Source organism: Candidatus Competibacteraceae bacterium, assembly GCA_016713505.1.
In the GTDB taxonomy this organism is placed as follows: domain Bacteria; phylum Pseudomonadota; class Gammaproteobacteria; order Competibacterales; family Competibacteraceae; genus Competibacter_A.
In genome coordinates, this window is record JADJPA010000002.1 from 1 (window position 1) to 26,985 (window position 26,985).

At 62.1% G+C, this 26,985-nt stretch carries 19 protein-coding genes; 2 read left to right on the forward strand and 17 right to left on the reverse strand.

The genetic code is table 11. The features are described 5' to 3' along the window. The 16 genes from IPK09_14940 to IPK09_15015 form a co-directional block, all read right to left on the reverse strand. Positions 1 to 835: 2-hydroxyacid dehydrogenase (locus IPK09_14940; GenBank protein ID MBK7984894.1), on the reverse strand; the 835-nt coding region annotated here is incomplete at its 3' end. A gap of 84 nt (positions 836 to 919) precedes the next feature. Beyond that, on the reverse strand, positions 920 to 2,698 hold the full coding sequence (gene ptsG, locus IPK09_14945) for a PTS glucose transporter subunit IIBC (protein MBK7984895.1): 1,779 nt from the start codon (positions 2,696 to 2,698) through the stop codon (positions 920 to 922). A 21-nt stretch (positions 2,699 to 2,719) separates the two neighbouring features. Then, positions 2,720 to 5,266, reverse strand: a complete 2,547-nt coding sequence (gene ptsP, locus IPK09_14950; GenBank protein ID MBK7984896.1) for a phosphoenolpyruvate--protein phosphotransferase — start codon at positions 5,264 to 5,266, stop codon at positions 2,720 to 2,722. 134 nt (positions 5,267 to 5,400) lie between these two features. Next, complete coding sequence (locus tag IPK09_14955) at positions 5,401 to 6,825, reverse strand: glycoside hydrolase family 1 protein (protein MBK7984897.1); 1,425 nt, start codon at positions 6,823 to 6,825, stop codon at positions 5,401 to 5,403. 177 nt (positions 6,826 to 7,002) lie between these two features. Further along, a complete protein-coding gene (locus tag IPK09_14960; protein MBK7984898.1) occupies positions 7,003 to 8,778 on the reverse strand; it encodes a PTS fructose-like transporter subunit IIB in 1,776 nt (591 codons plus the stop codon). 12 nt (positions 8,779 to 8,790) lie between these two features. Continuing rightward, on the reverse strand, positions 8,791 to 9,789 hold the full coding sequence (pfkB, locus tag IPK09_14965) for a 1-phosphofructokinase (protein ID MBK7984899.1): 999 nt from the start codon (positions 9,787 to 9,789) through the stop codon (positions 8,791 to 8,793). Next, positions 9,786 to 12,284 (reverse strand): phosphoenolpyruvate--protein phosphotransferase, encoded by a 2,499-nt coding sequence (gene ptsP, locus IPK09_14970; GenBank protein MBK7984900.1) that lies wholly within the window; start codon positions 12,282 to 12,284, stop codon positions 9,786 to 9,788. The genes pfkB and ptsP (IPK09_14970) overlap by 4 nt, the downstream gene beginning before the upstream one ends. 460 nt (positions 12,285 to 12,744) lie before the next feature. Continuing rightward, positions 12,745 to 13,857, reverse strand: a complete 1,113-nt coding sequence (locus IPK09_14975; GenBank protein ID MBK7984901.1) for a substrate-binding domain-containing protein — start codon at positions 13,855 to 13,857, stop codon at positions 12,745 to 12,747. Between the two features lie 75 nt (positions 13,858 to 13,932). Continuing rightward, positions 13,933 to 15,051, reverse strand: a complete 1,119-nt coding sequence (locus IPK09_14980) for an inner-membrane translocator (GenBank protein MBK7984902.1) — start codon at positions 15,049 to 15,051, stop codon at positions 13,933 to 13,935. A 70-nt stretch (positions 15,052 to 15,121) separates the two neighbouring features. Beyond that, complete coding sequence (locus IPK09_14985; protein ID MBK7984903.1) at positions 15,122 to 16,654, reverse strand: sugar ABC transporter ATP-binding protein; 1,533 nt, start codon at positions 16,652 to 16,654, stop codon at positions 15,122 to 15,124. Between the two features lie 123 nt (positions 16,655 to 16,777). Continuing rightward, on the reverse strand, positions 16,778 to 17,827 hold the full coding sequence (locus IPK09_14990) for a substrate-binding domain-containing protein (protein ID MBK7984904.1): 1,050 nt from the start codon (positions 17,825 to 17,827) through the stop codon (positions 16,778 to 16,780). Positions 17,828 to 17,953: 126 nt separating this feature from the next. Next, a complete protein-coding gene (locus tag IPK09_14995) occupies positions 17,954 to 18,892 on the reverse strand; it encodes an ABC transporter substrate-binding protein (protein MBK7984905.1) in 939 nt (312 codons plus the stop codon). Between the two features lie 69 nt (positions 18,893 to 18,961). Next, positions 18,962 to 19,948 (reverse strand): ribose ABC transporter permease, encoded by a 987-nt coding sequence (locus tag IPK09_15000; GenBank protein MBK7984906.1) that lies wholly within the window; start codon positions 19,946 to 19,948, stop codon positions 18,962 to 18,964. Next, positions 19,945 to 21,510, reverse strand: a complete 1,566-nt coding sequence (locus IPK09_15005) for a sugar ABC transporter ATP-binding protein (GenBank protein MBK7984907.1) — start codon at positions 21,508 to 21,510, stop codon at positions 19,945 to 19,947. Before IPK09_15005 ends, IPK09_15000 begins: the two co-directional genes overlap by 4 nt. 1 nt (position 21,511) lies before the next feature. Next, positions 21,512 to 22,954, reverse strand: a complete 1,443-nt coding sequence (locus tag IPK09_15010; protein MBK7984908.1) for an extracellular solute-binding protein — start codon at positions 22,952 to 22,954, stop codon at positions 21,512 to 21,514. Between the two features lie 48 nt (positions 22,955 to 23,002). Then, entirely contained in the window at positions 23,003 to 23,272 is a 270-nt protein-coding gene (locus IPK09_15015; GenBank protein ID MBK7984909.1) for a hypothetical protein, read from the reverse strand. Between the two features lie 382 nt (positions 23,273 to 23,654). Here IPK09_15015 and IPK09_15020 point away from each other — a divergent pair, with 382 nt between their 5' ends. Together IPK09_15020 and paaI are read left to right on the forward strand one after the other, a co-directional pair. Then, positions 23,655 to 24,668 carry a LacI family DNA-binding transcriptional regulator gene (locus IPK09_15020; protein ID MBK7984910.1) on the forward strand — a complete coding sequence of 338 codons (1,014 nt, stop codon included), beginning with the start codon at positions 23,655 to 23,657 and terminating at the stop codon, positions 24,666 to 24,668. A 15-nt stretch (positions 24,669 to 24,683) separates the two neighbouring features. Then, complete coding sequence (paaI, locus tag IPK09_15025; protein MBK7984911.1) at positions 24,684 to 25,076, forward strand: hydroxyphenylacetyl-CoA thioesterase PaaI; 393 nt, start codon at positions 24,684 to 24,686, stop codon at positions 25,074 to 25,076. Between the two features lie 191 nt (positions 25,077 to 25,267). Here paaI and IPK09_15030 read toward each other — a convergent pair whose 3' ends face one another. Beyond that, positions 25,268 to 26,890, reverse strand: a complete 1,623-nt coding sequence (locus IPK09_15030) for an NAD(P)-binding protein (GenBank protein MBK7984912.1) — start codon at positions 26,888 to 26,890, stop codon at positions 25,268 to 25,270. Positions 26,891 to 26,985: the final 95 nt, after the last annotated feature.

Here is a 26,985-nt window from a genome sequence, read left to right on the forward strand (position 1 = left end):
CATCGTTAGTCGGCACTTTATCGGACAGATCGCGGTAGAAGTAATCGGCTTCTTCTTCGTAGACATCGATGGCGAGCATCCCAATCTTGCCGTTTTTCAGGAACTTGATCACGGTGTTGGTATCGAGCAGCGCACCCCGACTGGTGTTGACGATAAACACACCGTCCTTGAGATACGGCATGGTTTCCTGATTGAGGATGTGCTGGGTTTCCGGCGTCAGCGGACAGTGCAGGGTGATGATGTCCGATTCGCGGGCGAAAGTGGGGCCGTCCACGTAGGTCGCCCACTGTTTGACGGTTTCGTTGGGATACTTGTCGTAGGCGATAATCCGGCAGCCAAAACCGCTGAGGTTCTTGATCACCGTTTGGCCGATTTTGCCGGTGCCGAATACGCCGACCGTCTTGTCGCGCAATTCGAAGCCTTCCAAGCCCGCGATTTCGAAATTGAATTCGCGGGTGCGGTTATAGGCCTTATGCAGCTTGCGGCCCAGCGTGAGCATCAGCGCCACGGTGAATTCCGACACCGCGTTGGGCGAGTAGGCGGGTACGCGGGCCACCAGGACGCCGTGCTGCTTCGCCGCCGCTAGATCGATTTGGTTGTAACCCGCGCTGCGGGTGGCGATCAGTTTGGTGCCGTGCGCGGCCAAATCGGCGATGACCTCGGCGTTGCAATTGTCGTTGACGAAGATGCAGACGCCCGGAAAACCGCGCCCCAAGGCCACCGTTTCCGGCGACAAGCGCGGCTCCAGAAAGGTCAACTCGTGACCGAACGGCGCGTTGTAGCGTTCCAGCGAGTGGCGGTCGTAGGATTTGCTGCTGAAGATGGCGATTTTCATTGAAAAAAATCCCTGGCCGTCATGATGTGGAAATGCCCTCTCCCTTGGGGAGAGGGTCAAGGTGAGGGAAATTTTTGCGCGGCGCTACGCCGGAGCCATCTGCCCCCGCATCTCCGCCGCATACTGATCGGCGTTCAAACCGACGATCAGATGCACGGTTTGATTGGCCAGCCGCATCACGCCGCTCGCGCCCGCCGCCTGCAAGGCCCGTTCGTCCACCGCGCCCTCATTGTTGACCACCAGCCGCAACCGGGTTTCGGCGCAGGCGTCCACCCGCTGGATGTTGCCCGACCCGCCGAGCGCGGCGATCAGCTTTCTGGCCTTGTCCGCCGCTTCGGGATCGCGTAGCTTGGAGACGATACCGGCGGGGGCGGGAGCCGTCACCGGCGACGGTTCCTCGATGGCGTCGGCTTCCGGCCCGGCGGTTTTTAAATACTCCTCCATGTCGGTTTTCAGATTCTCGGAACGGGTGCCGAAAATCGCTTGCATCCCCTTGCCGACCACCACGACCCCCGCCGCGCCCAGCGCCTTAAGCTTGTCGGGATTGGCCTTGCTCATGTCGTTCAACTCCACCCGCAGCCGGGTGATGCAGGCGTCCAGCGACTTGATATTGCTCTTGCCGCCGAAGGCCAGCACCAGTTGCTTGGTGAAGCCGTGGGCGATGTCGGCGGTCGCTTCGCTCGACGTGACCGCTTCCTCGACCTCGCGGCCGGGCGTCTTCAGGTCGAACTTGGCGATGACGAAGCGGAAAATGCTGTAGTACATCGCCGCCCATGCCAAGCCCATCGGAATCAACCACCAACCGTTGGTGGATTTGGCGTACAGCACCGCAAAGTCGATGGCTCCGTGCGAAAAGGTCATGCCGTGCTTGACCCCCAATTCGATGCAGAGGAAGTAGGCCACGCCCGCCAGCAAGGCGTGGATGGCGTACAGCACCGGGGCGACGAACATGAAGGTGAATTCAATCGGTTCGGTGATGCCGGTCAACCACGCGGTCAGCGCCGCCGAGATCATCATGCCGCCCACTTTAACGCGGTTTTCCGGCCGGGCCGAATGCCAGATCGCAATCGCCGCCGCCGGCAGGCCCCACATCTTGAACAGATAACCGCCCGCCATGTTGCCGGCGGTGGGGTCGCCGGCAATGTAGCGCTGGATTTCGCCGGTGATGGCCTTGCCAGTGGTCGGGTCCATGTAACTGCCGACTTCAAAGAAGAACGGCACGTTCCAGATGTGGTGCAAACCGAAGGGAATCAGCAAGCGCTCGATCACGCCGTAAATGCTGAACGCCAGCGCCGGATTGCTCTCCGCCGCCCACTTGGAAAAGCCCTTGATCCCCGCGCCGATGGGCGGCCAGATGAAGCTCAGCAAAATCCCCAGGCCGATGGCGGCGAAAGCGGTGACGATGGGCACGAAGCGCTTGCCGGAAAAGAAACCGAGATACGGCGGCAGGCTGATCCGATAGTAGCGGTTGAACAGCGCCGCCGCGATGCCGCCGATCACGATGCCGCCGAAGACGCCGGTATCGACCGAAGCCATGCCCATCACGTCCTTGGTTTCGACGCCGAGCACCTTGGCCATGACGCCCAAGGTCGCCAATAAGACGACGTAGCCGACCACCGCCGCCAGCGCCGACACGCCGTCGTTATTGGTCAGGCCCAGCGCCACGCCGATGGCGAACATGATCGCCATGATTCCGAAAATCGCGCCGCCGGACTGGGCCATCACGTTGGAGACCAAATCCGGGAAAATGGCGAAATGGGCGCTGCCGATGCCGAGCAGAATACCGGCGACCGGAAGCACCGAAACCGGCAGCATCAACGCCTTACCGATTTTTTGCAGAAATGCGAATGCGTGTTGCCACATGACAGTCATCTCCAAAATCGGTTAGGGCGCGGAGGCCGAAGTCGCCATCCGCACTTCGGCGGCGGTTTCCAGGGCCAGCGCCCGTGTCGCCAAATCCTGGCATTCGTGCAGCCACAGAGTGCGCACCTGGGCCTTGATGCTGGGAATGGTCGGCAGGCTGACGCTCAACTCGTCCACCCCCAGCCCGATCAGCAGCGGGATGGCCTGCGGGTCGCTGGCGATGCCACCGCACACCCCGACCCATTTGCCCTCGTCGTGGGCCGCCTTCACCGTCCAGGCGATCAAGCGCAAAACGCTGGGGTTGAGGCCGTCCACCTTCGGGGCCAGTTTGGGGTGGCCGCGATCCATCGCCAGCGTGTATTGGGTCAGATCGTTGGTGCCGACCGAGAAGAAATCGACCTCGCGGGCGAATTGGGCAGCCATGATCGCCGCCGCCGGAATTTCCACCATGATGCCGGTTTCGATGGGAGCCGCGCCGAGCCGCTGCCGTTCTTCCTCCAGCATCGCCTTGGCGTCGCGCAGTTCCGACAGCAGGCCGACCATCGGGAACATCACCCGAATCTTGCCGTAGGCGGCGGCGCGTAAGATCGCCCGCAGTTGCAGCCGCAGAATTTCCGGCCGATCCAGACCGATGCGCAGACCGCGTTCGCCCAAAAACGGATTTTCTTCCTTGGGAATCGGCAGATAGACCAGCGGTTTGTCGCCGCCCACATCGAGGGTGCGGATGATCAGCGGCCGTTCCGGGCCGAGCGCCTCGACGATGGCTTTGTAAATCTCGAACTGCTCGTCCTCGCTGGGCGCGGAACTGCGCTCCAGAAACACGAATTCCGAACGCAGCAGGCCGACGCCTTCACCGCCCAACCCGGCGATTTGCTCGGCCTCGGCCAAACCGCCGATGTTGCCGACCACTTCCATGCGGTGGCCGTCCAGGGTGATGGCCGGTTCGTGGGCGACTTCCAGTTCCGCCTTGCGCCGCGCCGCCATCCGCTCTTGCGTTTCGCGGATGCGGGTGATTTCCTCCGGGCTGGGGTTCAGCCGGACGATGCCCTTGCCGCCGTCGAGCACCACCGGCGTACCGTTGGGCAGTTCCAGCGCGCGCGGTTCGATGCCGGCCACCGCCGGAATATCCAGCGAGCGGGCGAGGATGGCGACGTGCGAGGTCGCGCCGCCCAGGGTGGTGCAGAAGCCGCGCACTTTGGAACGGTCCAGGCTGGCGGTGTCGGACGGGCTGAGTTCCTCGGCCACCAGAATGGCGTTGGCGGGCGGGGTCTGGCGTTCCGGCTCGACGCCGGTCAACAGCGTCAGCACCCGCCGACCCACATCGCGCAGATCGTTGGCTCGCGCCGCCAGTAACTCATTGCGCAAACTGGCCAGCCGGTCGGCGTGGGTGCTGAAGGCCCGATGCCAGGCAAATTCGGCGCTTTTGCCCTTGGCTAGGGCTGAATGAGCGATGTCCAGCAAATCGGGGTCTTCCAGCAGTTCCTGATGGGCGGCGAAGATCGCGGCCTTGTCGGCGGCGCGCTGGCCGTGCAGGCTGGCTTGCAGGGCTTCCAGTTGCGCCTTGCCCTGATTGACCGCGTTGTCCAGCCGGTCGCGCTCCTGTTGCGGGTTGCCGGCGGCGGCTTCGTTGACTTGAATTTCTTGATGGCGGATTTGAAACACTTCGCCGACCGCCAGACCCGGCGAAGCAGCGACGCCGATCAGCAAGTTGGGGTCTTCCGAGCGCGGGCGCGGGGCCGGAGCATTAGCGGGCGAAGGTTCGACGCTGGCCGGCGCGGGCGCGGGCTTACAGCCTTCATCGCCCAAGCCTTCCCACAGCAGCGGCGTCAAGGTCTCGACGGCCGCGTCGGCGTCGTCGCCCTTGGCGCTTAAGATCACCTTGTCGCCGTGGCCGATTTCCAAACCCATGACCGACACCACGCTTTTGGCGTTGGCGGTTTGTTCGCCTTTTTGCAGGCGGATATCGGCCTTGAATTTCTTGGCGAGATTGGCCAGCACCGCCGCCGGGCGGGCGTGCAGGCCGGTCGGATTGGGAATCAGGATCGCTTCCGAGGTGACGGTTTTACCGGCTTCGGCTTCGGCGCTGGCTTGCGCGCCGCCGGTCAGGGTCAATTCCAGAATCGCGCTCTTGCCAGCCGCCACCGTCCCGGATTTTGGCGCGAACGCCGCCACTCGGTCGCTGTTGGTGATGACGATCTGGGTCAGCAGGCTTTTGGCGTGGGTGGCGACGTAATCGGCGTCGAATTCGATCAGAGGATCGCCGGTCTTGACCGCATCGCCCATTTTGACCTTAGCGGTGAAGCCTTGGCCCTTGAGGTTGACGGTATCGAGGCCGATGTGCATCAGCACTTCGATCCCTTGCGGGGCGGCGACGGTGACGGCGTGACCGGCCGAATGCAGTTGCACGATTTTACCGTCGCAGGGCGCGCGCAGACATTGATCGAGCGGGTCGATGGAAATGCCGTCGCCGACCATCTTCTGGGCGAACACGGGATCGGGAACTCGCTCCAGCGGCACTAACGGCCCGGAGAGCGGCGCGATGAGAGTGATAGCGTTTGGGTGGTTCATGGCGTTATGGCTCGACCTTTGTTATTGCGAACACAAAACCGCAAACACGGCGTTGCAGCGGTGGGTGACGGAAAAATCCTCCTGTCGGTTCAGGCGAGGAAAAAGCAGTGGGCGCGTGGAGTGCGCGGCGGGCGTCACAGCATCGCACCGTTGGTTTGAATGACCCGCTGATACCAGCAATAGCTCTGTTTCTTCGCTCTTTGCAGGTCGCGGGCGTGATCGACATAGACGAAGCCGTATTGCTTCTGATAGCCGTTGAGCCAGCTTAGAAGATCGATAAACGACCAGACGAAATAGCCGATCAATGGTATGTCTTCATCGACCGCGCGTTGGCACCACCGCACATGCTCGCGCAAATAATCAATGCGCGGTGTATCCAGAATTTCGCCCGTTGCGCTGATTGAATCCTTATCGCCCAGCCCGTTTTCGGTAATCATGATCGGAAGTGGGCCGTAGCGCTCCCGAATTCGTTTCATGCCTTCGTACAGACCTTCAGGATAGATCGACCAATCCCACGGCGTATACGCGACCCTGGGATTACGGACTTTTTTGAATAGGCCGGGAATGCCGCTTTCTTGCTGCGAACCTTGTTCGCCGCTGACGTTGATCGCCGCGAAACCCACCCCATCCGCCGGGTTGTGGGCAAGGAAAGCGCTTTGATAATAGTTGATGCCGATGAAATCGAGGGGCGCGCTTTGCATGAGCGCCATGTCGCCGTCCAAAATCGTCGGCGCTCGGTGGCGCTCTTGATAGTAGCGCAACAGCCGTTCGGGGTAGCGACCCTGCAAGCTGGGGTCGTAGAACCAGTGGAAATCCATCTCCTCATACCACTCGCAAGCCCGCGCGTCGTCTTCGGCATCGCTGATCGGAAAACCGGTGAGCAGCACATGCGCGATGCCGATCATCCCATCCGAAATGCTTTTCTCTCGGACCAACTTGCGGTATTCCAGCACGGCGCGAGCGTGGGCCAGATTGACGATGTGGGAGACTTCCACCGCCCGTTTTTCATCCCTGACGCCCGGCGGGTGCACGCCGTCCCGATAGCCCAGCATGATGAAATTGATGGTTTCGTTGAAGGTGATCCAATGCCGCACCCGGTCGCCGAACCGCTCGAAGCAGGTTTTGGCATAGCGGGCGAAATGCTCGGCGGTCGCCCGATTTTCCCAGCCGCCCTGACCCTGCAAGGCTTGCGGTAAATCCCAGTGATAAAGAGTCGCCACCGGGGTGATGTTGTATTTCAGTAATTCGTCGATCAGATCGCTATAAAACGCGATGCCTTTTGCATTAATTTCACCTGAGCCGTCGGGAAAAACGCGCGGCCAGGCAATCGAGAAACGATAGGATTTGAGGCCCATTTCCGCCATCAAGCGCACGTCTTCCCGGTAGCGATGGTAGTGATCGACCGCTCGATCGCCGTTGGTGCCTTGATAGGTGGTTCCGGGCAGATGCGAATAAATATCCCAAATGGACAAACCCTTGCCGTCTTCCCGGTAAGCGCCTTCCACTTGATAGGCGGCGGTGGCCGCGCCCCATAAAAAGTCGTATGGGAAACCGTTCATCGGAAATGCGTCCTAATCGAATGGCTCCATAATGGAGATCGGTCGGCGAGCCGGCCGAGCGTCAGTCGGCGGCTTGGCGGTTTGAAAAAACCACGGGCGGCGTCTGCGACCGCCCGTGGAAAGGCGTGGAGTGTTTGCTCCACTGGGTTGCCACCAACCACCACAACTTAATGGGCGTTAATGCGCGCCGGCGGGTTTGAGCGCGGCTTTCGCTTCCAGGGGTCGTTTCAGGAAGAACAAGGCCGCCGTCGTCACCGCGGTGCCGATCAGAATGGCGACGATGTAACCGCCGAGTTGGGTCACCGCATTCGGGATCGGCAGCACGAACACGCCCCCGTGGGGAACCTTCAACTGGCAGCCCAGCACCATCGAAATCGCGCCGGTCAGGGCCGAGCCGAGCATCAACGCGGGAATCACCCGCAGCGGGTCCTTGGCGGCGTAGGGGATCGCGCCTTCGGTGATGAAGGAAATACCGAGCGCGGCGGTCGCGCCGGCGGCCTCCCGCTCGTCCAGCGAAAAGCGGTTCTTAAACAGCAGGGCGGCCAGCGCCAAACCCAGAGGCGGGGTCATGCCCGCCGCCATCACCGCCGCCATCGGCCCGTAGATCGGGTCGGTCTGGCTGGTGATCAAACCGGTGGCGAAGGCGTAAGCTGACTTGTTGACCGGCCCGCCCATGTCGAAGGCCATCATCGCGCCCAGCAACAATCCGAGAAAGGCCGCGTTGGCGCCTTGCATCCCCTTCAGCCATTGGGTGATCGCCGCGAGCGCGGCGGCGACTGGCTCGCCGATCACGTAATACATCAGCAAGCCGACGATGACGGTGCCGAGCAAGGGCAGCACCAGCACCGGCTTGAGGCCGGCCAGGGTGCGCGGCAGCGGGATGTTGTCGCTCAAGAATTTGACGATATAGCCCGCGAGGAATCCCGCCGCGATGCCGCCGAGGAAGCCGGAGCCGATGGCCCCCGCGATCATGCCGCCGATCATGCCCGGCGCGATGCCCGGCCGGTCGGCGATGGAATAGGCGATGAACCCGGCCAAAATCGGCACCATCAGCGCGAAACCTGACTTAGCCCCGATCTGGAACAGCGTCCAACCCAGCGTGCCTTTGTGAGCGTCGTCGTAGACGTTGATGCCGCCCAGCGCGAAGCTGATGGCGATCAGCAAGCCGCCGGCCACCACGAACGGCAACATGTACGACACGCCGGTCATCAGGTGTTTGTAAACGCCGGTGCGGGCGGCGGCTTGTTGGGCCTTGGCCTGCTGCACCTGCTCTTCGGGGGTGAGCTTGGCCGTCGTCGCGGCGCCCGCCACCGCGGCCTCGGCAATGGCCTTGCGCACCAGCGCCGCGCCGTCGTGAATCGCCGCCTTGGTGCTGGTTTCATACAGCCGTTTGCCGGCAAAGCGGGTTTTATCGACCTGGGTGTCGGCGGCGATGATCACCAGATCGGCCGCCGCGATATCGTCGGCGGTCAAGTTGTTCTTCGCGCCGACCGAACCTTGAGTTTCGATTTTGGCGGTGTGGCCCAGGCTGGCCGCACCTTGCTCCAGGCCCTCGGCGGCCATGAAGGTGTGGGCGATGCCGGTCGGGCAAGAGGTGATGCCGACGATTTTTAGCTTCTTGGCGGCGGGCGCGGCGGCCGAAGCGGCTCCCGCGCTGGCGAGCGCCGCCTCGATCACGCTCGCGCCGTTACGGATCGCCGGTTCGGTGGCGCTTTCATAAATCGGCTTGCCGATGAAGCGGACGGTATCGACGCGGGTGTCGGCGGCGACGATCACCACATCGGCGGCGGCGATGGCCTCGTCGGTGAGGGTGTTGCGGGTGCCGACCGAGCCTTGGGTTTCGACTTGGATCGTGTGGCCGAGCTTTTTAGCGGCTTGCTCCAACCCTTCGGCCGCCATGATGGTGTGGGCGATGCCGGTCGGACAGGAAGTGACGGCAACAATTTTTGCCATGGCTGATGCTCCTTATAAATCGGTGATGGGCGTTTGCGACAGCACGCTGATTTGTTGGGCGAGGGCGCGCACCTCGGCCGGTCTCGGCAGATGCGGGCCGAGCCGGGTCAGCTTGGCGGCGGCGAAGGCGGTCGCCAGTCGGGCGGTTTCGGTCAGGTTCAGCCCTTCCAGTTGCGCCGCGACCAGTCCGGCCACCATCGCGTCCCCCGCGCCTACCGTGCTGCTGACCTCGACCCGCGCCGGCAGCGCGTGCAGCGCCTGGTCGCGGTCGAGGAACAGCGCGCCGTCGCCGCCCAATGAAATGGAGATCAAGTCGGGAGCGGGCGAGGCCGCCAGCAGCTCCCGGCCGGTGGCGATCAGCGCTTCCAGCGTTTCGAGCGGCCGGCCGACCAGTTCGGCCAGCTCGTGACGGTTGGGCTTGATGATCTTGGGGCCGACCGCCAGCGCCGCCCGCAGCGGCGCGCCGCTGGTGTCCAGCAGCACCGAACCGCCGGCGGCTTGCGCCTTTTGGGTGATGGTGGCGTAAGCGTCCGCCGGCATCCCCGGCGGCAGGCTGCCCGACAGCACCACCCATTTGACTTGGCCGGCCAGTTGATCGAGCCGGCGCAACACTTGATCGAGCAAGTCCTTGGCGGCGGCCGGGGTCAATTCCGGGCCGGGCATGTTGAGGTCGGTGGTCTCGCCGCTGACGGTGTCGACCAGTTTGGAATTGATCCGGGTCAGGCCGTCCAGATAACAGCAGTGGTTGGCGATCTTCTTGCGCTGGAACAGCTCTTCGAACAGCGCGGCGTTATCGCGGCCGATCTGGCCGGTCACGGCGGCGCTCACGCCGAAATCGGACAGGCAAGAGGCGACGTTGACCGCCTTGCCGCCGACATCGACCTGCATCCGCAAGGCGCGGTTGACCTCGCCGAGCTTGATGCCGGCGATTTCGATGGTCTGATCGAGCGCGGGATTCAGGGCGACCGTGACCACCTGGGGCGATGCGGCAAACGGGTTTAAGGGGTTCATAGGGCGCGGACCTCCTCGGCGGTGCGGACGCGCAGCGCGCGCTGGGCCAGTTCCTGCATCGCGGCGCGCGATTCGCCGCGCAACGCGGCTTTCACCGGGGCGATGTCCTGAGCGCTCATGCTCAACTCATCCACGCCGAGACCGGTCAAAATGCGCGCGCCCAGCGGATCGCCCGCCAGCCCGCCGCAGACGCCGACCCAACCGCCGCCGGCTCGCGCGCCGCGCACGGTGGCGTCGATCAGCGCCAGCACCGCCGGATGCAAGCTGTCGGCTTGCGCGGCCAGTTCGGGATGCTGGCGGTCCACCGCCAGCGCGTACTGGGTCAGGTCGTTGGTGCCCACCGAGAAGAAATCGACCAGCGGCGCGAAGCGGTCGGCCATGACCGCCACCGCCGGGATTTCGACCATGATGCCGAGCTTGACCTCCGGTCCCTTGACCTGCTCGCGCGCCAGCTCGCAATGACCGCGCAGGGCTTCGATCTCGCCGACGTGAGTGACCATCGGGAACATGATCCACAGCGGGCCGTGCTGGGCGGCGCGGTACAGCGCCCGCAACTGCCCGTAGAGCAAATCCTGCCGCTGGAGCAGCAGCCGCGCGCCGCGCACCCCGAGAAACGGATTTTCCTCGCGCGGCAGATGGAGGTACGGCACCTGCTTGTCGCCGCCGATGTCCAGCGCGCGGATGATCAGCCGCTTGCCGGCCATGATCTCGACCATTTCCCGGTAGACCTGATACTGCTCGTCCTCGCTCGGGGCGGTGTCGCGTTCCAGATAGAGAAACTCGGTGCGCATCAGGCCGATGCCTTCGGCTCCGGCCTCCAACGCCGCCGCCGCCTGCTTTGGATTGGCGACGTTGGCGGCGATTTCGACGGTGTGGCCGTCGGTGGTGGTCGCCGGTAGATGGCGGGCCGCGCGCAAGCTCTCGCGGGCGGCGGCCTGCCGGGCGATCACCTCGGCGACGCTTTTCCGGTCGGCCTCGCTCACGTCCAAGTACAGCACACCGGCCGCGCCGTCGAGCACCGCCGTGCCGCCGTCGGGAGCGGCCAGCAAGGCCGGGCCGGCCGCCACGATGGCGGGAAAACCCAAGGTGCGGGCCAGGATGGCGGTGTGCGAAGTCGGGCCGCCAGCGCTGGTCGCCAGGCCGACCACATGGCGGGTGTCGAGGTGCAGGGTGTCGGACGGCGTCAAATCCTCCGCCGCCAGGATCGACGGTTCGGTCAGATGGATTTGCTTGCGCTCCAACCCGAGCAGTTGGGCCAACACCCGTTCGCCGACATCGCGCAAATCCACCGCGCGGGCGGCCAGCAGCGGATCGTCGATCTTTTGCAATTTTTCGATGCGCGCTTGCAGCGCCCGCTGCCAGGACCACGCCGCGCCGTGGCCTTGCATGATGGTGGTCAGCGCATCGCGGGTCAGCACCGGATCGGCCAGCAGCTCGCGCTGGGCGGCGAAGATGGCGGCTTCGGCGGCGCTCAGGCGCTGGCGGGTGCGGCCTTCCAATTCCTCGCGCTCGGCGCGCACCGCCAGCAGTGCCTGCTCCAACGCTTCACCCTCGGCCACCACATCGCCGGGCTGATCGCTAACGTCGATTTTTTGGGAGACGTGGCGCACCAGCTTGCCGACCGCGAGGCCAGGGCTTGCGCCGAGTCCGTAGAGGGCGCGCGGCCCGCCGCTCGGGGTCCATTCGGGTGCGGTCTTGCGGGCGGCCAAGGCGTTCTTACGGGCGCGCTCGGCGTCGGCCCGCTCCACGGCGGACAGCCCGCGCACGGTCTCTAGCAGCGCGTTCAAGGCGCGTTGCGCGTCGGAACCGCGCGCGGCGAGCCGTAAAGTCGTGCCGTGGGTGACTCCCAGGGCCAGCAGATCGGTCAGGTTTTTGGCGTCGGCGAATTCGGCGTCCTTGTAAATCCGTATTTCATTGGCGAAGCGTTTCGCGGTATCGACCCACTGGCTGGCCGGGCGCGCGTGCAGGCCGTTGGGATAGTCCACGGTCCAGGTCGCCTCGGCGTCGGCCGGCCACGGCGGCGCGGCGGTAGGTTCCGGCGCGGCGGACGGCGCGGGGGCGTCGCCGAGGGCGGCCATCAGCACCAGCGGATTGTCGGCGTGCACCAGGGCGTCGATGGCGTCGGGTTGTTGCATCAAGCGGGTCAACCGGCGCAGCAAACTGATGTGCTCGTCCGATTGCGCGGCGATGGCGACCACCAGATAGGCTTTCTGGCCTTCGTTCCAATCCACGCCTTCCGGCAGTTGCAGGATGGCGATGCCGGTGTGCTGGATCAGGTGGCGGTCATCGATCATGCCGTGCGGGATGGCGACGCCGCTGCCGAGGAAGGTGTTGGCGACTTGTTCGCGCTTGAGCAGGCTGTCGATGTAGGCGGGTTGGATATAACCGGCGTCCGCCAGCAGCTTGCCGGCCTGCCGGATCGCGTCTTCCTTGTTGCCCGCTCTGGCGTCGAGCTGAATGCAAGATTTAGTAATCGTTTTCACAATTATCTCCATAAATGGCGGCAATATGAAGTCAGTGACAATGTAATCGATTACAATTCAAAGTCAAGAGAAATCTTTGAAGGTAGCCAAGACATTTAGAGAAAGTCATACAATGATCTAAGCCAGCGATTCTGCTTGAAGCAAGGTCGCAGGGAAAAAATTAAGCTTTCAAAAGCGGGTTCGGAAGGCCGGTTTTGAGGCCGATAGGCCACTTCGGCCTGGCGTTTTGGGATGGGCGAGGTGCCGTGCGCGGCCGGCCCGGCCATCCCGCGCGCTGCCGGGTTTGCTGTGGAGTTCGTTCCACGGGCGGATTGAGGCGCGCGTCCTTTCCAAAGGATTCAGCGTGGGTGCTTTTCGCGCCGGGAAGCATCACAAAGACTATTGCCGAGAATAACAGCGACGGCCTTGGAAGCACTGAAGAGGCGTTGCGCTTTCAATGCTTCCAAGGCGAAAGGCCGGTCAGGGATAAGAATTATTCCTTGCCGCCGTAAACTTGTTCCTTACTGAAGATTTTTGCGGCGATCAGCGTGCTGTCGATGTTGTCCTTAGTGATCGGCATCACCGGCGTGATCACGGTTGGAATCTTGGCGAAACCATTGTCGGTCATGGCGAAGCGCAAGCCGCCCTGGCCGGCTTCCCGCGCGATGCGCTCCAGCGACTTAGCGGGGTTTTGGGCGATCTCGACCGCGATCTCGGCGGCCTTGTGCGCCAGGGGTTTGATCGGTTTCCAGACATCCACCGCTTGCTTGCCCTGGACGATGTACTGAATATTCTTCAAATCGGCATCCGCGCCGGCGACGAAGACTTTTTCCGCATCCGCCAGCTTTTCCAAATCCAACGCCGCGATCGCTCCGCTAGCCAGCCCGCTGTTGTTGCAAACAAAGGCATCCACCGCATTTTTGTACTTCACCAGCAAATTGCTGGCGGTTTCGGCGGAGCGGTCGGGCGACCAATCGACATGGGAGATTTGCGCGATCAGCTTCAAGCCGGGGTTTTGTTGGATGGTGTTCAACACGCCTTGACTCATGGCTTCGGCGTTGGAATCGCCGGGCTGCCCCATGATGAGCGCCACGGTGCCTTCGACCTTGCCGCGCTTTTGCTGGAACCATTTCACCATGGCCTCTCCCTGCAACTGACCGACCGCCCAGCTATCTTGCATCACCATGAGATCCAGCGGGCCGTTGACCACCAGGGCGTCGTAGCCGACCACTTTGACGCCCTTGCTGTTGGCCAGACGCACCAGCGCGCCGGCGAGCCCGGTGTTGACCGGTTGCAGCACGATCACCCGCGCCCCGTCATCCAACATCTTTTCGAACTGCCGCAACTGGGTCAGCTCGCTGTTGCCGCTGGCGTCGAACAGGACTTGCGCGCCCAGCGCTTGCGCGCGAGCGACGAACTCGGCCTTGTCGGTCTGGTAGCGCTCCTCCTGCATGGTTTTGAGCAGGAAGCCGACCTTGACGCCCTGTTCCTCGGCGCGCGCGGCGGGCTGAAAAATCAGCGCCGCGGCCGCTAACAGGATCAGGCTGGCGGTGCGGATTGAGGGCGAAAAGCCGCGCGTTCTCAGAAATAGCCTCGACGTGTTCATGAAAGCCTCCGGGTAAAGGGGTTGAGCTGATTTGATTGAGAGAGCAGCAGGGCCGCCCGCTCCTCGAATCGGTGTTTACCCGCGCTTCTTTTTGCTCAACACGTCAAACCAGACCGCCAGAATGATGATGCAGCCCTTGATGATCAATTGGTAAAAGGTCGGCACTTCCAACAGGCTCATGCCATTGTTCAGCACGCTGATGATAAACGCGCCGATCACCGTGCCGATGATGGTGCCGACCCCGCCGGAAAAGCTGGTGCCGCCGATGATGACGGCGGAAATGGCGTCCAGTTCGAACATGTTGCCCAAATTGGGGGAGGCGCCGTTCAGCCGCGACGCCAGCATGATGCCGGCCAGCGCCGACAGGGTGGTGATGATGCAGTAAATCGCCACCTTCATCCGGTTGATGCTGATGCCCGACAGCCGCGCCGCTTCCTCGTTGCCGCCCATCGCGTAAATCCGCCGGCCGAACTTGGTGTGTTGCAGCGTGAAGCTGCCGATGAAGGCGATGACCGCGAAAATCGCCACCGGATAAGGCAAGCCGCGGTACGAGAAGGCATAGAGTACGATCGCGCCGGCCAGCAAAGTCACCACCACCGTGGTGATCAGATCTTGCGGTTTGACGGTAACGCCGTATTGGCGCTTTTGTTGGATATCCCGATATTGCGCAAACAGCAGATACGCCAGGATGAGCAATACCACGATCGTGGAAAGCGTCACGGAAAAAAACCCGCCGCCGATTTCGCCGAACGTTGGATTGGTGACCGGTACGGAACCGCCGTCGGAAAGGGTCAGGGCGATGCCTCGGGCAATGGTCATCATTCCCAGGGTGATGATGAACGGCGGAATGTTGTAATGGGCGATCCAGAACGCATTCCACAGCCCGATCAGAACGCCGGTCAGCAACAAGGTAAGGAGAATCGCCGCCCAGATATTGATGCCGGATTGCATCAACAGGGTCACGGTGATGGCCGCCAGACCCACAATCGAGCCGACCGAAAGGTCGATGCCGTTGATGATGATGACCAAGGTCATGCCGACCGCGATGATGCCGACGATGGTGGTTTGCCGGGCCAGATTGGTCAGATTGCGGGGCGTGAAGAACGCCTCGTCCCAGAGGCTGAAAATGATCATCAGCACGATCAGGGCGACCAAGGTGCCATTGTCTTTCAAAAACTTCAGAAAAGCGCGCATCCCTTCGCCTTGCAGGAAACCCGCCGCCTGTTCTTGAGTCGGTGCGTTGTTGGCCATGTGCTAATCCCCCTTATTTCCGGCTGCCGGTGGCGTAAGCCATGATGAGTTCTTTGGTTGCTTGCTCGCGGGTCAATTCGGCGACGATTTCGCCCTCGCACATTACGAGAATGCGGTCGCTGATGCCCATGACTTCCGGGAGTTCCGAGGAAATGATGATCACCGTCACCCCGTCCTCGACCAGCTTGTTCAGCAGGTTGTAAATCTCGACTTTCGCGCCCACGTCGATGCCGCGGGTCGGCTCGTCGAGAATGAGGACTTTCGGTTTGATGTTGAGCCATTTCGCCAGGATGACCTTTTGCTGGTTGCCGCCGCTCAGGGTGTCGATCTTGACATCGAGTCCGGGGGTTTTGATGGCCAGCCGCTTGACGTAATCCTGCGCCAGGTTGCGCTCCTTGGCCTCGTTGATGACGCCGAGGAGGTTGGTGACGGTTTCCAGCGAGCTGATCATCATGTTCTGAGTGATGCTTTGGCCCAGAATCAGCCCGATGCGCTTGCGGTCTTCGGTGACCAGCCCGATGCCGTGCTCGATGGCGGCGTGCGGGGAGCGGAATTTGACCGACTGATTGTTCAAGTAGATTTCGCCGCGCGCCGGGCCGGGCGGCGCGCCGAAAATCCCCGAAACCAACTCGGTGCGCCCCGAGCCCATCAAACCGGAAATCCCCAGAATTTCGCCTTTGTAGGCGCAAAACGAAGCGTTCTTGACTTTCTTGTGGCCCGGCAGATCGGGGTTGTCGATTTCGAAATTCTTGACTTCCAGCACCTTTTCGCCGCGCTGGAACTGGCCCTTGGGAAACATGTCCTTAACGTCGCGCCCGACCATGCGGCTGATCAGTTGATCGAGCGTCATGTCGGCCATCGGGGTCACGTCACCGATGGTTTTGCCGTCGCGCAACACCACCACGCGGTCGGCGATTTGCTGGAGTTCTTCCATCTTGTGCGAGATGTAGGACATGCACACGCCCTGGCGCTTCAGTTTCCGAATGATCTCGAACAGCGCCGCGACTTCCTTGTCGGTGAGAGCGGAGGTCGGTTCGTCGAACACCAGGATGTCGGCTTTTTTCGACAGCGCCTTGGCGATTTCCACCATCTGTTGTTTGCCGACCGTTAAATCCTTCACCTTATCGGTCGGCTTGAAGTCGGTGATATTCAGCTCGTCGAGCAGGCGTTGGGTTTCGGCGAACAGCTTGCTCCAATGGATCGCGCCGAAGGCGTTGGTCATTTGGCGGTCCAGAAAGATATTCTCGGCGACCGTCAATTCGGGAATCAGGTTCAATTCTTGATAGATGATCGCGATGCCGGCGGCTTCCGCTTCCTTGGTGTTATAAAACCGTTTCAACTCGCCCCGCAGATAAATGTCGCCTTCATAACTGGGGTAGGGCCAAACGCCGCTTAAGACCTTCATCAAGGTCGATTTGCCCGCTCCGTTCTCGCCCATCAGCGCCAACAACTCGCCCGATCGCGCCTCAAAATTGACATCGTTTAGGGCGCGTACACCAGGAAAGTCCTTGACGATATTTTTCATTTCCAATACGACTTCGCCCATTGAATTCACCGTCCTGTTTTGTTGGGGTTGGAAAAAAGCCCACCTTCAGCGTCGGGTGGAAAGTGGGCTTCAACAGGGGATCGGTTCCCGCGCGAACCGGGCCTGCGCCAAACCGCGCGGGCGTTATTTCTTGCCGTAGACCTGCTCTTTGGTATACAGCCCGCCCGCGATGATGGTCGAATCCAGATTGTCCTTGGTCACCGGGACGATCTCGGTCACGATGGTCGGCACATCGACGGCGCCGTTGTTGATGGTTTTGTCGACCTTGACGACCTCGGCGGGTTTTTTATCGGGGTTCTGGGCCAGCTTGACGGCCGCTTCGGCGGCGGTTTCCGCCAGGGGCTTGACCTTCTTCCAGATTTCGACGGTCTGCTTGCCTTGCGCCACGTATTGAATGTTGGTCAGATCGGCGTCGGAACCGGCGACGAACACTTTGTCGATGCTGGCCAGTCCCTGGGCGTCGAGGGCGGCGATCACACCTCTGGCCATGCCGCTGTTGTTGCAAATAAAGGCATCGACTTTGTTTTTATATTTGGTCAAGACGTTTTCGGTGGTCGCCATCGCCTTGTCGGTGGACCAGCCTTCGTGCGATTGCTCCACCACCAGTTTCAAACCGGCGTTTTTCTTGATGAGATCCAGCGCGCCGCTGCTCATGGCCACCGCGTTGGAATCGCCCGGTTGTCCCATGATCAGCGCGACGCTGCCTTCGATCTTGCCGTCGCGGTGTTTCTTGAACCAGTCCAGCATCGCTTCGCCCTGGAGCTTGCCCACGGCCCAGCTATCCTGCATCACCATCAGATCGAGCGGACCGTTGACCAGCATCGAGTCGTAACCCACGACTTTGACTTTTTCTTCGTTGGCGGTTTTGACCATCTTGCCGGCGGTTCCGGTGTTCACCGGTTGCAGCACGATGACCTTGCAGCCTTTCGACAGCATGTTTTCAAACTTGGCGAGCTGAGCCTGTTCGTCGTTGTTGGCCGAATCGAACACCACTTCGGCGCCCATCGCTTCCGCTTTGGCGATGAAGTCAGCTTTATCGTGCTGATAGCGTTCTTCCTGCATGGTTTTCAGCAAGAAACCAATCTTGACCTTGTCGGCGGCGAACACCGTGTTACCCAGGGCCAACGCAACGGCGGAGGCGGCGAACAGGACTTTAAGAGTTTTTCGGCTCATCGGATGCTCCTTAGGGGTGAACGATTATTGAGATTATGCTGCGATGTGACCGCTCGACCGACCCCGGCAAAGGCGGGGCCGGCTCCTTTATTTTAGCGGGGGGATTCTGGTTGTTCGGAGGATCGCTTACTTGGTGACCCATCCCTTGTAGCTCTTGACGTTATCGCGGGTGATGAGGTCGACGGGGATCAGGATGGTCTTGTCCTTCGGCGCTTTACCCTGCTTGATCTGATAGCCGGTCTCGACGCCTTCTTTCGCCATCCGCAGCGGGTCTTGCGCCGCCGTGGCGGCAAACAGGCTGTCCTTATCGTTCAACGCCTCGACCGCCACCGGCGCGCCGTCGACGCCGACGATGAAGAACTCAGTGCGCTTGGCCTGCCGCGCCGCCAGATCGGCCCCGGTGCCGGTGGGATCGTTGATCGCGAACACCGCGTCGATCTTGGGGTTGGCGGTGAGCAGGTTGCTCATCGCGTCCAGCCCGCCCTCGCGGCTGCCTTGGCCGTTTTGGTTGTCGGAGAGGATCTTGATGCCGGGGTTTTTCGCAAAGACATCCTTACAGCCTTTCACCCGGTCGGTCACGGCGGTGACCGGCGGGCCGTTGATGATGACCACATCGCCCTTGCCCTTGAGCCGGTCCACGATGTACTGGCAGGCTTTCTCACCGGCTTGGACGTTATTGCTGGTAATCATCGCATCGACGCCTTCGGCTCCGGCATCCACCGCGATCACCGGAATGTTCGCTTCCTTGGCGCGCATCACCGCCGGCATGATGCCTTCGGGATGGACCGGATTGATGACGATGACATCCACCTTGGCGGCGATGAAGTTGTCGATCTGGTTGGTTTGCTTGCCGAGATCGTAGTCGGCGGAATCGACGGTGACTTTGACGCCGCCGCCGCCGAGTTCCTTGGCTTTGTCCTCCGCGCCCTTGGCCAGGGTCGCAAAGAACGGATTGCCCATGCTGCCCAGGGTGACGCCGACCGCTTTTAGACCAGTGTCAGCAGCGAGGCTGGCGGTGGAGCAAGTCAACACCAATACAGCTACTGAAATTAAGGTTTTTTGCATGGTGCTCTCTCCTACGGGTTTGACGGGTTGGTTTTTGCCTCTCGCGCGAAGCGAACGAGAGGAGGGAACTCAGGTGCGGGCGCCGGCGCCTTTATGCCGGTACTTATCGAGCGCGACCGCGATGATGATGACCAGACCCTTGACGACCAACTGCCAGAAGAACGACACGTTCATCAAGGTTAGACCATTATTGAGGGTGGAGATGATCAGCGCGCCGAACAGGGTGCCGACCACGGTGCCGATGCCGCCGACGAAGCTGGTGCCGCCGAGAATCACCGCGGCGATGGCGTCCAGCTCGTAGCCGGTGCCGAGCACGCCGTTGGCGCTGTACAGCCGGCTGGTGGTCATCACCCCGCCCAAGCCCGCCAGCAGACCGCTGAAGGCGTAGACGAACAACAGCACCTGGTTGACCTTGATGCCGGTCAGGCGGGCGGCTTGCGGGTTGCCGCCCACGCCGTAAATGTAGATGCCGAGCACGGTATGGCGCAGCATGAACCAGGTCGCCAGCAGCACCAGGAAGGCGATGATCACCAGCCAGGGCAGCGGGCCGAAGTAGGCGTTGCCGATCCAGGCGAAACCGATCTTGCTGTTGATGAGGGTGGTGCCGCCGGCCAACAGGTAGGCCAGGCCGCGCAAGGTGGTCATCGATCCCAAGGTGACGATGAACGGCGGCAGGCCGGCATAGGCGACCAGCCAGCCGTTGAGCGCGCCCAGCACCAGACCGATGAGCAGCGCGAGCGGCACCGCCGCCCAGCCCAGTTCCGGCATCAGCGACACCGCCATCGCGGTCACCGCCGACACCGCCAGCACCGAACCGACCGACAGATCGATGCCGCCGGTGAGAATGACCACCGTCATGCCCGTCGCCAGCACGATGTTGATCGACGCCTGCCGGACGATGTTGAGCAGGTTGTTCTCGGTGAGGAAGTTGGGCGCGATGAAGGAAAAAATGATGGCGATCACGATCAGGATCGGCAGGATGCCGGCGGTCTGAATCACATTCGCCCACGCTTTCTTATCGGAGGTTTTTTCGGGGGTAACGGTTTGTTCGGTCATGATTGCACCATTTCGGTCGTGCCTGTGGCCAGGGCCATGATGTTTTCCTGAGTCGCCGCCGTGCCGCTCGTCCCGCCGACTGCGCCGACGATGACGCCTTCCCGCATCACCAGGATGCGGTCGCTGATCCCGATGACTTCTGGCAGCTCGCTGGAGATGACGATGATCGCCACCCCCTTGGCGGCCAGCTCGCTGATGATCCGATAGATTTCGGCCTTGGCGCCGATGTCCACGCCCTTGGTGGGTTCGTCGAGAATCAACACTTTCGGATTGATGGCGATCCAGCGGGCGATCAGCAGCTTTTGCTGGTTGCCACCGGACAATGACCCCGCGGTGACGAACGGTCCGGCGACCCGGACGCGCAAATCCTGTATCGAGCCGGAAGTCAACCGATCCATCGCGGCGCGGTTGAGCAGACCGCCGGCCAGCGCATCGCGGCCCAACACGCTGATGGTGATGTTCTCGCGCACGCTCATGTCGAGAAACAAGCCCTGCGCCTTGCGATCCTCGGTCAGATAGGCGATGCCGGTGTTGATGCCGTCTAGCGGGTTGCGCAAGTTCAAGCGCTGGCCTTCCAGCCAGACCTCGCCGCCCGCGATCCGGTCCGCGCCGAAGATCAGCCGCGCCAGCTCGGTGCGGCCCGCGCCGACCAGACCGGCCAAGCCCAGCACCTCACCGGCGTGCACCGTGAAGTTGGCCGGTTTCACCCGCCGGCCGCCGTCGGTCAAGCCTTTAACGTCCAGCACGGCCCGCTCGGTGGCGTGGCTGCGCTTGTCGAACAGGTTGGAAAGCGGCCGGCCGACCATCATCTGCACCAACCGTTCGGCGGACAGTTCGGTGCGATCCAGGGTGCCGGCGTAGGTGCCGTCGCGCAGCACGCTCACCCGGTCGGACAGCTCGTAGATTTCCGCCATCCGGTGGCTGATGTAGATGATGGCGATGCCCTCATCCCGCAGCCGCTTGATCAGCGCGAACAGGCGGTCGGTTTCGCGGGTGGACAGCGCGGTGGTCGGCTCGTCCATGATCAGGATGTGGCTCTGCTGGTGCAGGGCGCGGGCGATCTCCACCTGCTGCCGTTCGGCGATGGACAGGGTGTCGACGACGGTATCGGGGCCGAAGTCCGCGCCGAGCCGCTCCAGCACTTTGGCGGTTTCCCGGCGCATGATGGCCCGATCCGCGAATATCCCGTACTGGCGGGGCTCGTTGCCGAGATAGATGTTTTCGGCCACGCTCAGGTTGGGGGCGAGGCTCAATTCCTGATAGATGATGGCGATGCCCGCCGCGCGGGCCGCCTTCGGTCCGGTGATCGGCGTCAGTCGGCCGTCGATGCGAATTTCGCCGCCGGGGTCGGCGGTGTAAGCGCCCGACAGAATTTTCATCAGAGTGCTCTTGCCCGCGCCGTTTTCGCCCATCAGCGAATGAATTTCGCCGGTCCAGGCGCGCAGTTGCACGTTGTCGAGCGCCTTGACGCCGGGAAAGGTCTTGCTGATGCCGCGCATTTCCAGGGCTGGGGCGCGGTCCGGGGCGGAGGCTGGAGCCGAGGAGACAGCGGTGATCGTCATCTCACTTCACCTCGCTGTTGAGGCCCATCGACGCGCGATAGGCAGCACCCTGCTTGACGCGCCCGAAGCGATCGGTCAGGGCATTCCAGGCTTGAGCCACGTTGTTCAGGGCGTCCTGGGGCGAAATTTCGAAATTCAGCGCCCGCGTCAACTGGATTTCCAGCGCCTGGGTATAGGCGAAGTAGCCGGGAATCCGCAAATCCAGGGCGGCGTTCGCCGAATTGAGGCCATCAAGTTGGGCGTCCAGATACAGCTTGGCTTCCGTGGGGCTGAACAATTTGAGCCAGCGATCGGGCTTGAAATGGCTTCGCCGGTAGGGATTGATCCCTGCTTGGGGAGTGACCACCGCCTCGGCGCTGACCTCGGGGCTGGATAGCCATTCGATGAAATGCCAAGCGGCCTCGACATGGCTGCTGTTGGCCGGCACCGCCGCCTGCCAGCCGCCGAAGGCCAGAAACGGCGCGCGCACCACCGCCGGGAAGCTATCCCATTGCTTGGTCTTGTAGTTCCAGACCTGTTGGGAACCGGGCAGCGGCGCGGTACCGACCTTGCCGGGAATCAAGCTGGTCTTGGGGTCGGCGGCGTTGACGCCGGTATCCCCCCAGTCGAAATTCATCGCCACCGAGCCGCCGGCGAAGACGTTGTGGATGTCGCCCGAAGTGAATCCCAGCGCGCCCGGAGGGGCGACGTTGAGACCGTTGATGTAATCCTCCAACGCCTTGACCCAACCCGGATTGTTGAGCTGGGCATCCATGGTATCGGGATCGAAGAACATCGAACCCGGCAGCTGCGGATGGTGGGTATAGGCGGCGGCGTGGGTGAAGAAATACCAGAACTGTTCGCCGCCGCGCCGGTACGCTTCGGCGGTACCCCACAAGTTGGCGGTGGGACGGTTGAAGAATTCGGCGGTTTGATAGTACTGCGCCCAGGTGGCTGGCGGCTTTAGGTCGTAACCGTACTTTTCCTTGAACTGCTGCTGTTCCCGCGGGTTGCCGAATAAATCTAGCCGGTAGTACAGGATGTGCTGGTCGCCATCGATGGTCTGCGACAGATAGCGCCCGCCCCACACCATCAACCGTTCGCGATAGATCGGCAAGATATCGTTCCAGGCGGCGGTGCCGCGCATCGTGGCCGGCATGTCCGTCAGATACGGCGCAAAATCCGGCGTGTAGAACGGCCCATATGTGATGACATCGAACTTGCCTTCGCCCGCGACCAGAGCGGTGAGATACGTTTGATAAAGTTGGTCGGTCGGATATTCCAGGATATTGATCTTGCCGCAGGTTTTCTTTTCCCAACCCACGGCGGCCAACTTGACGGCGTCGGCGATGAACGGCGCGGTGCGGGTGCCGACGTTCAGGGTGACGCCGCTGTAGTTCGGATCGCACTCGGCGGACGCCGCGGTTGCGATCAGAGTCAGGCTCAGCAAGCTGGCCCGGAGGATCGGTGAGGATGCCGTTTTCACTGAAATTCGCTCCTCGACAGGTCGGTTTTAGAGAGTCGGCGGCGCAAGTTCGTTACGCGCGTGGCTGTCGCGCGGGGGAACGACATCGCTGTGCTGGATGCAGTAGTCAGTGGCGACGGGCAGCCCGCCATCGGTGGTGAGGCGGTAACTGTTCAGCCGTCGCTGGCAGCGCGGGCAGATTCCAGCCAGCGTGGAAATCCCCGGATCGGCGCGGCCCAGTTGCTGAAAATCGGTAAGTTCGAGATCGCGAACCCTACGGTTTTTTTGGAGATACCGTGTGCCACTTTCTTCTTTCATTAAAGGACTCAATGTTTGTGAGTCAATAGGTTAAAGACCTAAATTTGGCGTGGATTTTTTCAGGCTCGCTTTGGAGTCCGAAGCACCTTAGCCACCGCCTTGCGTAATCGTTATCATCGTGAAAGACGGTTTTTCTGGGTAATTCTTTAAAAGAAAAAGTAATCGATTACATTTATATTGTCAAGTGGAACGCTTAAAATGGATGATGAGGATGCAACAGAAAATGGCGAGCTTGTCTCAGCTTCGAGCGCTAAAGCAAAATCATTTTGATTTTATAGGGAAAATTAACTAAGTTCAGGACTGGGATGGGATAAACCCCATGTACAAAACAATGGGTGTGTGCCACAATGACTGTAATCGTTTACTTATTTTGGAGAGGCGGATGGCGCAGATCAAGGATGTGGCAAAGCAGGCGGGTGTGTCGGTGGCGTCGGTATCGCGGGTGTTGGCCGGACGACCGGGCGTGAGCGAAGCGATCCGCCAACAGGTGCTGGCGGCGGTACGCGCCTTGGATTACCGGCCGGATCTCGCGGCCCGGCGCTTGCGTTCGCGCCAGACCGACACCATCGGCCTGATCGTGTCGGACATTCGCAACCCCTTTTTCACCGAGGTGAGCCGCGCGGTGGAAGATGTGGCTTACCAGCATCACCTGCGGGTGATCCTGTGCAACGCCGATGAAGATGTGGAAAAGGAGGGTCTTTATCTGGACCTGATGCGGGATGAGAACGTCAGCGGCGTGATCCTGTCGCCGACGCTGGCGACGCTGGCCGGCTTTCGCGCGAGCGATTATCCGTTCCCGATCGTGCTGGTCGATCGCTGCGACCGGGATACCGCCGCCGACGCAGTGGTGTTGGACAACATCGATGCGGCTTACCGGCTGACGGCGCATCTGATTGAAAACAACCATCGGCGCAACGTGTTTTTCTACGGCACGACCAGCGCCACGGGGCGCCAGCGGCGTGAGGGTTATGCGGCGGCGATGGCGGCGCACGGCCTGGACGCGCAAGCCGAAGCCTTACCGGCGACCGTGGACCGCGCGCGCGCCGCCGCGCGGGAGCGCTTGCGCCGCCGGCCGTTACCCGATGCGCTGGTCGCCAGCAGCGGTTTGATTTTGCTCGGACTGACCGAGGCGCTGCGGGATGCGCAACTACGCTTTCCGGACGCGCTCGCGCTGGCCGGTTTCGACGATCTACCCTGGACCCGGCTGGTGGAACCGGGCATCACCGTGGTATCCCAGCCCGTTTACGACATCGGACGAGCCGCGATCGAACTGCTGCTCCAGCGCATCGCCCAGCCCCAACAGGCCGTGCGGCGGGTGGTGTTGCGCGGCGAGCTGATCGTGCGCGGCTCCAGCCTCAAGCCGATTCGACCCGCGCCGCTGGCGGCCTGTTCGTGAGTGGGTAGGCGCGGCGTGTTGGACCCGTTCATGAGCGCGCTCGGCCTGCACGCCGAAGTGCTTGCGCCGGGACAGGCCCGAGTGTGGGGAACGGTCCGACCGGAATTTCTCAACAGTTGGGGATCGGCGCACGGCGGGTTTCTGTATTCCGTCGCTGACGCCGCGTTCGCCTTGGCCTCCAACTCGCACGGAACGCTGGCGGTGGCGCTGGCCGCGCATATCGAATACGTGCGGGCGAGTGAAGTTGGCGCGACGGTGGAGGCGCGGGCGTGCGAGGTTCATTTGGGCCGGCGCACGGCGGTGTATCGGGTCGAGGTGTGCAGCGGGGCAAAATTGTTGGCGCTGTTTACCGGCACGGTTTATCGGAAAACCGGTCAACCGGCTTCGCTTTCGGCTAAAGTAGGCTGAAGCAGGACGCTTGAAAGCGTCCCAGCTCCAGCGCAAAAGCACCCTCTAAATGGGTTTGACGAACGATTCTTTTGATAACAGCAGAGCTCTGCTCAGAGCGGGCCTTAAGTTATTTCAAGCTGTTTTCAACTGATGGAACCGGTTGCTAGCCGGCTTTTTCAACCGCCGTGCGGGCGGCCGAAAAATTGTTTTCAATCGAGCATTCGCAACACCCGCTCCGCCGCCAGCACCCCGCGATAGTTGGCTTCCTCGAAGACCGAATAGCCGCTCAAGTCGGAGTGCGCGAACGCGATCCGATCTCCCATTCGCTCCAACCGTTGTCGGGCTTCGCTCCAGACGAAGCCCGGCCGGGGGCAGACCATCGCATGACCCCAGCGCATCGCGTCCAACCGGGTGACGAGCTGGCGAATGTCGGGGTGCGGGCGCGAGAGGTCGTTCAAGATGTACTCCGCCCATGTCGCCCACGGCGTTGCCAGCAACCGCTGCCGCTCCTGAGCCGGCGGGCCGTCGCACAATGCCTGATACCAGGTGAATACGGTCTGATCGGCGTGCGCTGTCAGATGCTGGTGAGTGGCGACCACATAGCCCAGCGCGCCGCTGTCGTACAGCACGTTGTCCCACGACAGCGGCGCGCCTCGGCGTTCTTCAGGAAAAGCGCGCAGGCTGAGGTTGGCGACCAGCCAGGGCGCGTACTGAAATTCACGAATCGCCGCCGTCAATTCGGGCGCTAGTTCCCGAAAAACCGTGGGTGCTTGAAACACCGGCGCGGCCCAGATGGCCGCCCGCGCCAGATGTCGGGTCGAACGGTTCTCGTGCGGGCGCCAAGCGTCAACCGCCAGCGCTCGATCCAACTCCGCAATCCGCCAGACCAGCGCATCGGTGACGAGGTGAGCGGCCAGCCGTTCCCGCAGTCGCTCGACCAGCCAGCCGTTGCCTTCCGGCCAGGTCAGGACATCGTCGCCGTCGGCATCCTGGGCGAGCGCGTCGCGGCTGGCGAAGTAATGAATCCCCATCCAGGCCGAGGTTTGCTCGTAACGGCAGCCGTAATCATCGCGACAGGCGTAGTTGACATACCAGTGCAAGGGTTCCGAATCCAAACCTTGCCGCAACAGGAAATCGCGCATGGAGAGCCGATCCAGCGCTAACAAAGCGGCGTCGCGGGCGCTGAAGTCGATGGGGATGGCAAAGGCTTTACGACCGTCCGCGCCGCGTCGGGTTCGATAATCCGCCATCAAGTCCTGAAAGCGGTGATACTGGTCGAGATCGCGCCGCCGGACGCCGATCTGCGGCCACAAGCTCTCGTGCCAGACGCCGTGCGCATACAGCCGCTCTTGCGGCGCGAAATTGATATAACGCTCGTCGTAACTTGGGGCAGGCGCGAACGGATCGCCGAGCAGCACCCCGAAATCGGCCAGCAATTCGCGCGCGGCGCGGGATTCCTCGGTGGGGAAGGGTAGATAATGCGCGCCCCACGGATAGGCGCTGATCGCGTTTTGGCCCCAGCGAGCGTTGCCGCCGACCGCGGGTTCCAGCTCCAAAATGAGAAAATCGCTGCAACCGCTTTTGAGCAGCTTCCAACCGGCGGACAGTCCGGCGATGCCGCCGCCGACGATGATCGCCGAGGCTTTCAGCGTCTCGGTCGGCGCCGGGAAAGCGCCGGTGCGAAGGCGGTGGCCGAAACCGTCCGCCGCGCCGACAATCCCGCCTTCGGGTAAGGGCGGCGTTTTAAACGCAGTCGACCGCCGCCAGGTATCCGCGCTACCGGCCGCCAGGGCGACGCCGGCCAGCGATCCAAGAAAGTCGCGACGGTTCATGGTTCTCCAAGAACGGGCAAGGTGCGCCATGATACGCGACGGAACGGCCCCGCACTTAACCCTTCGGTCTCACGGTCGCCGCGGTCGGTCGATCG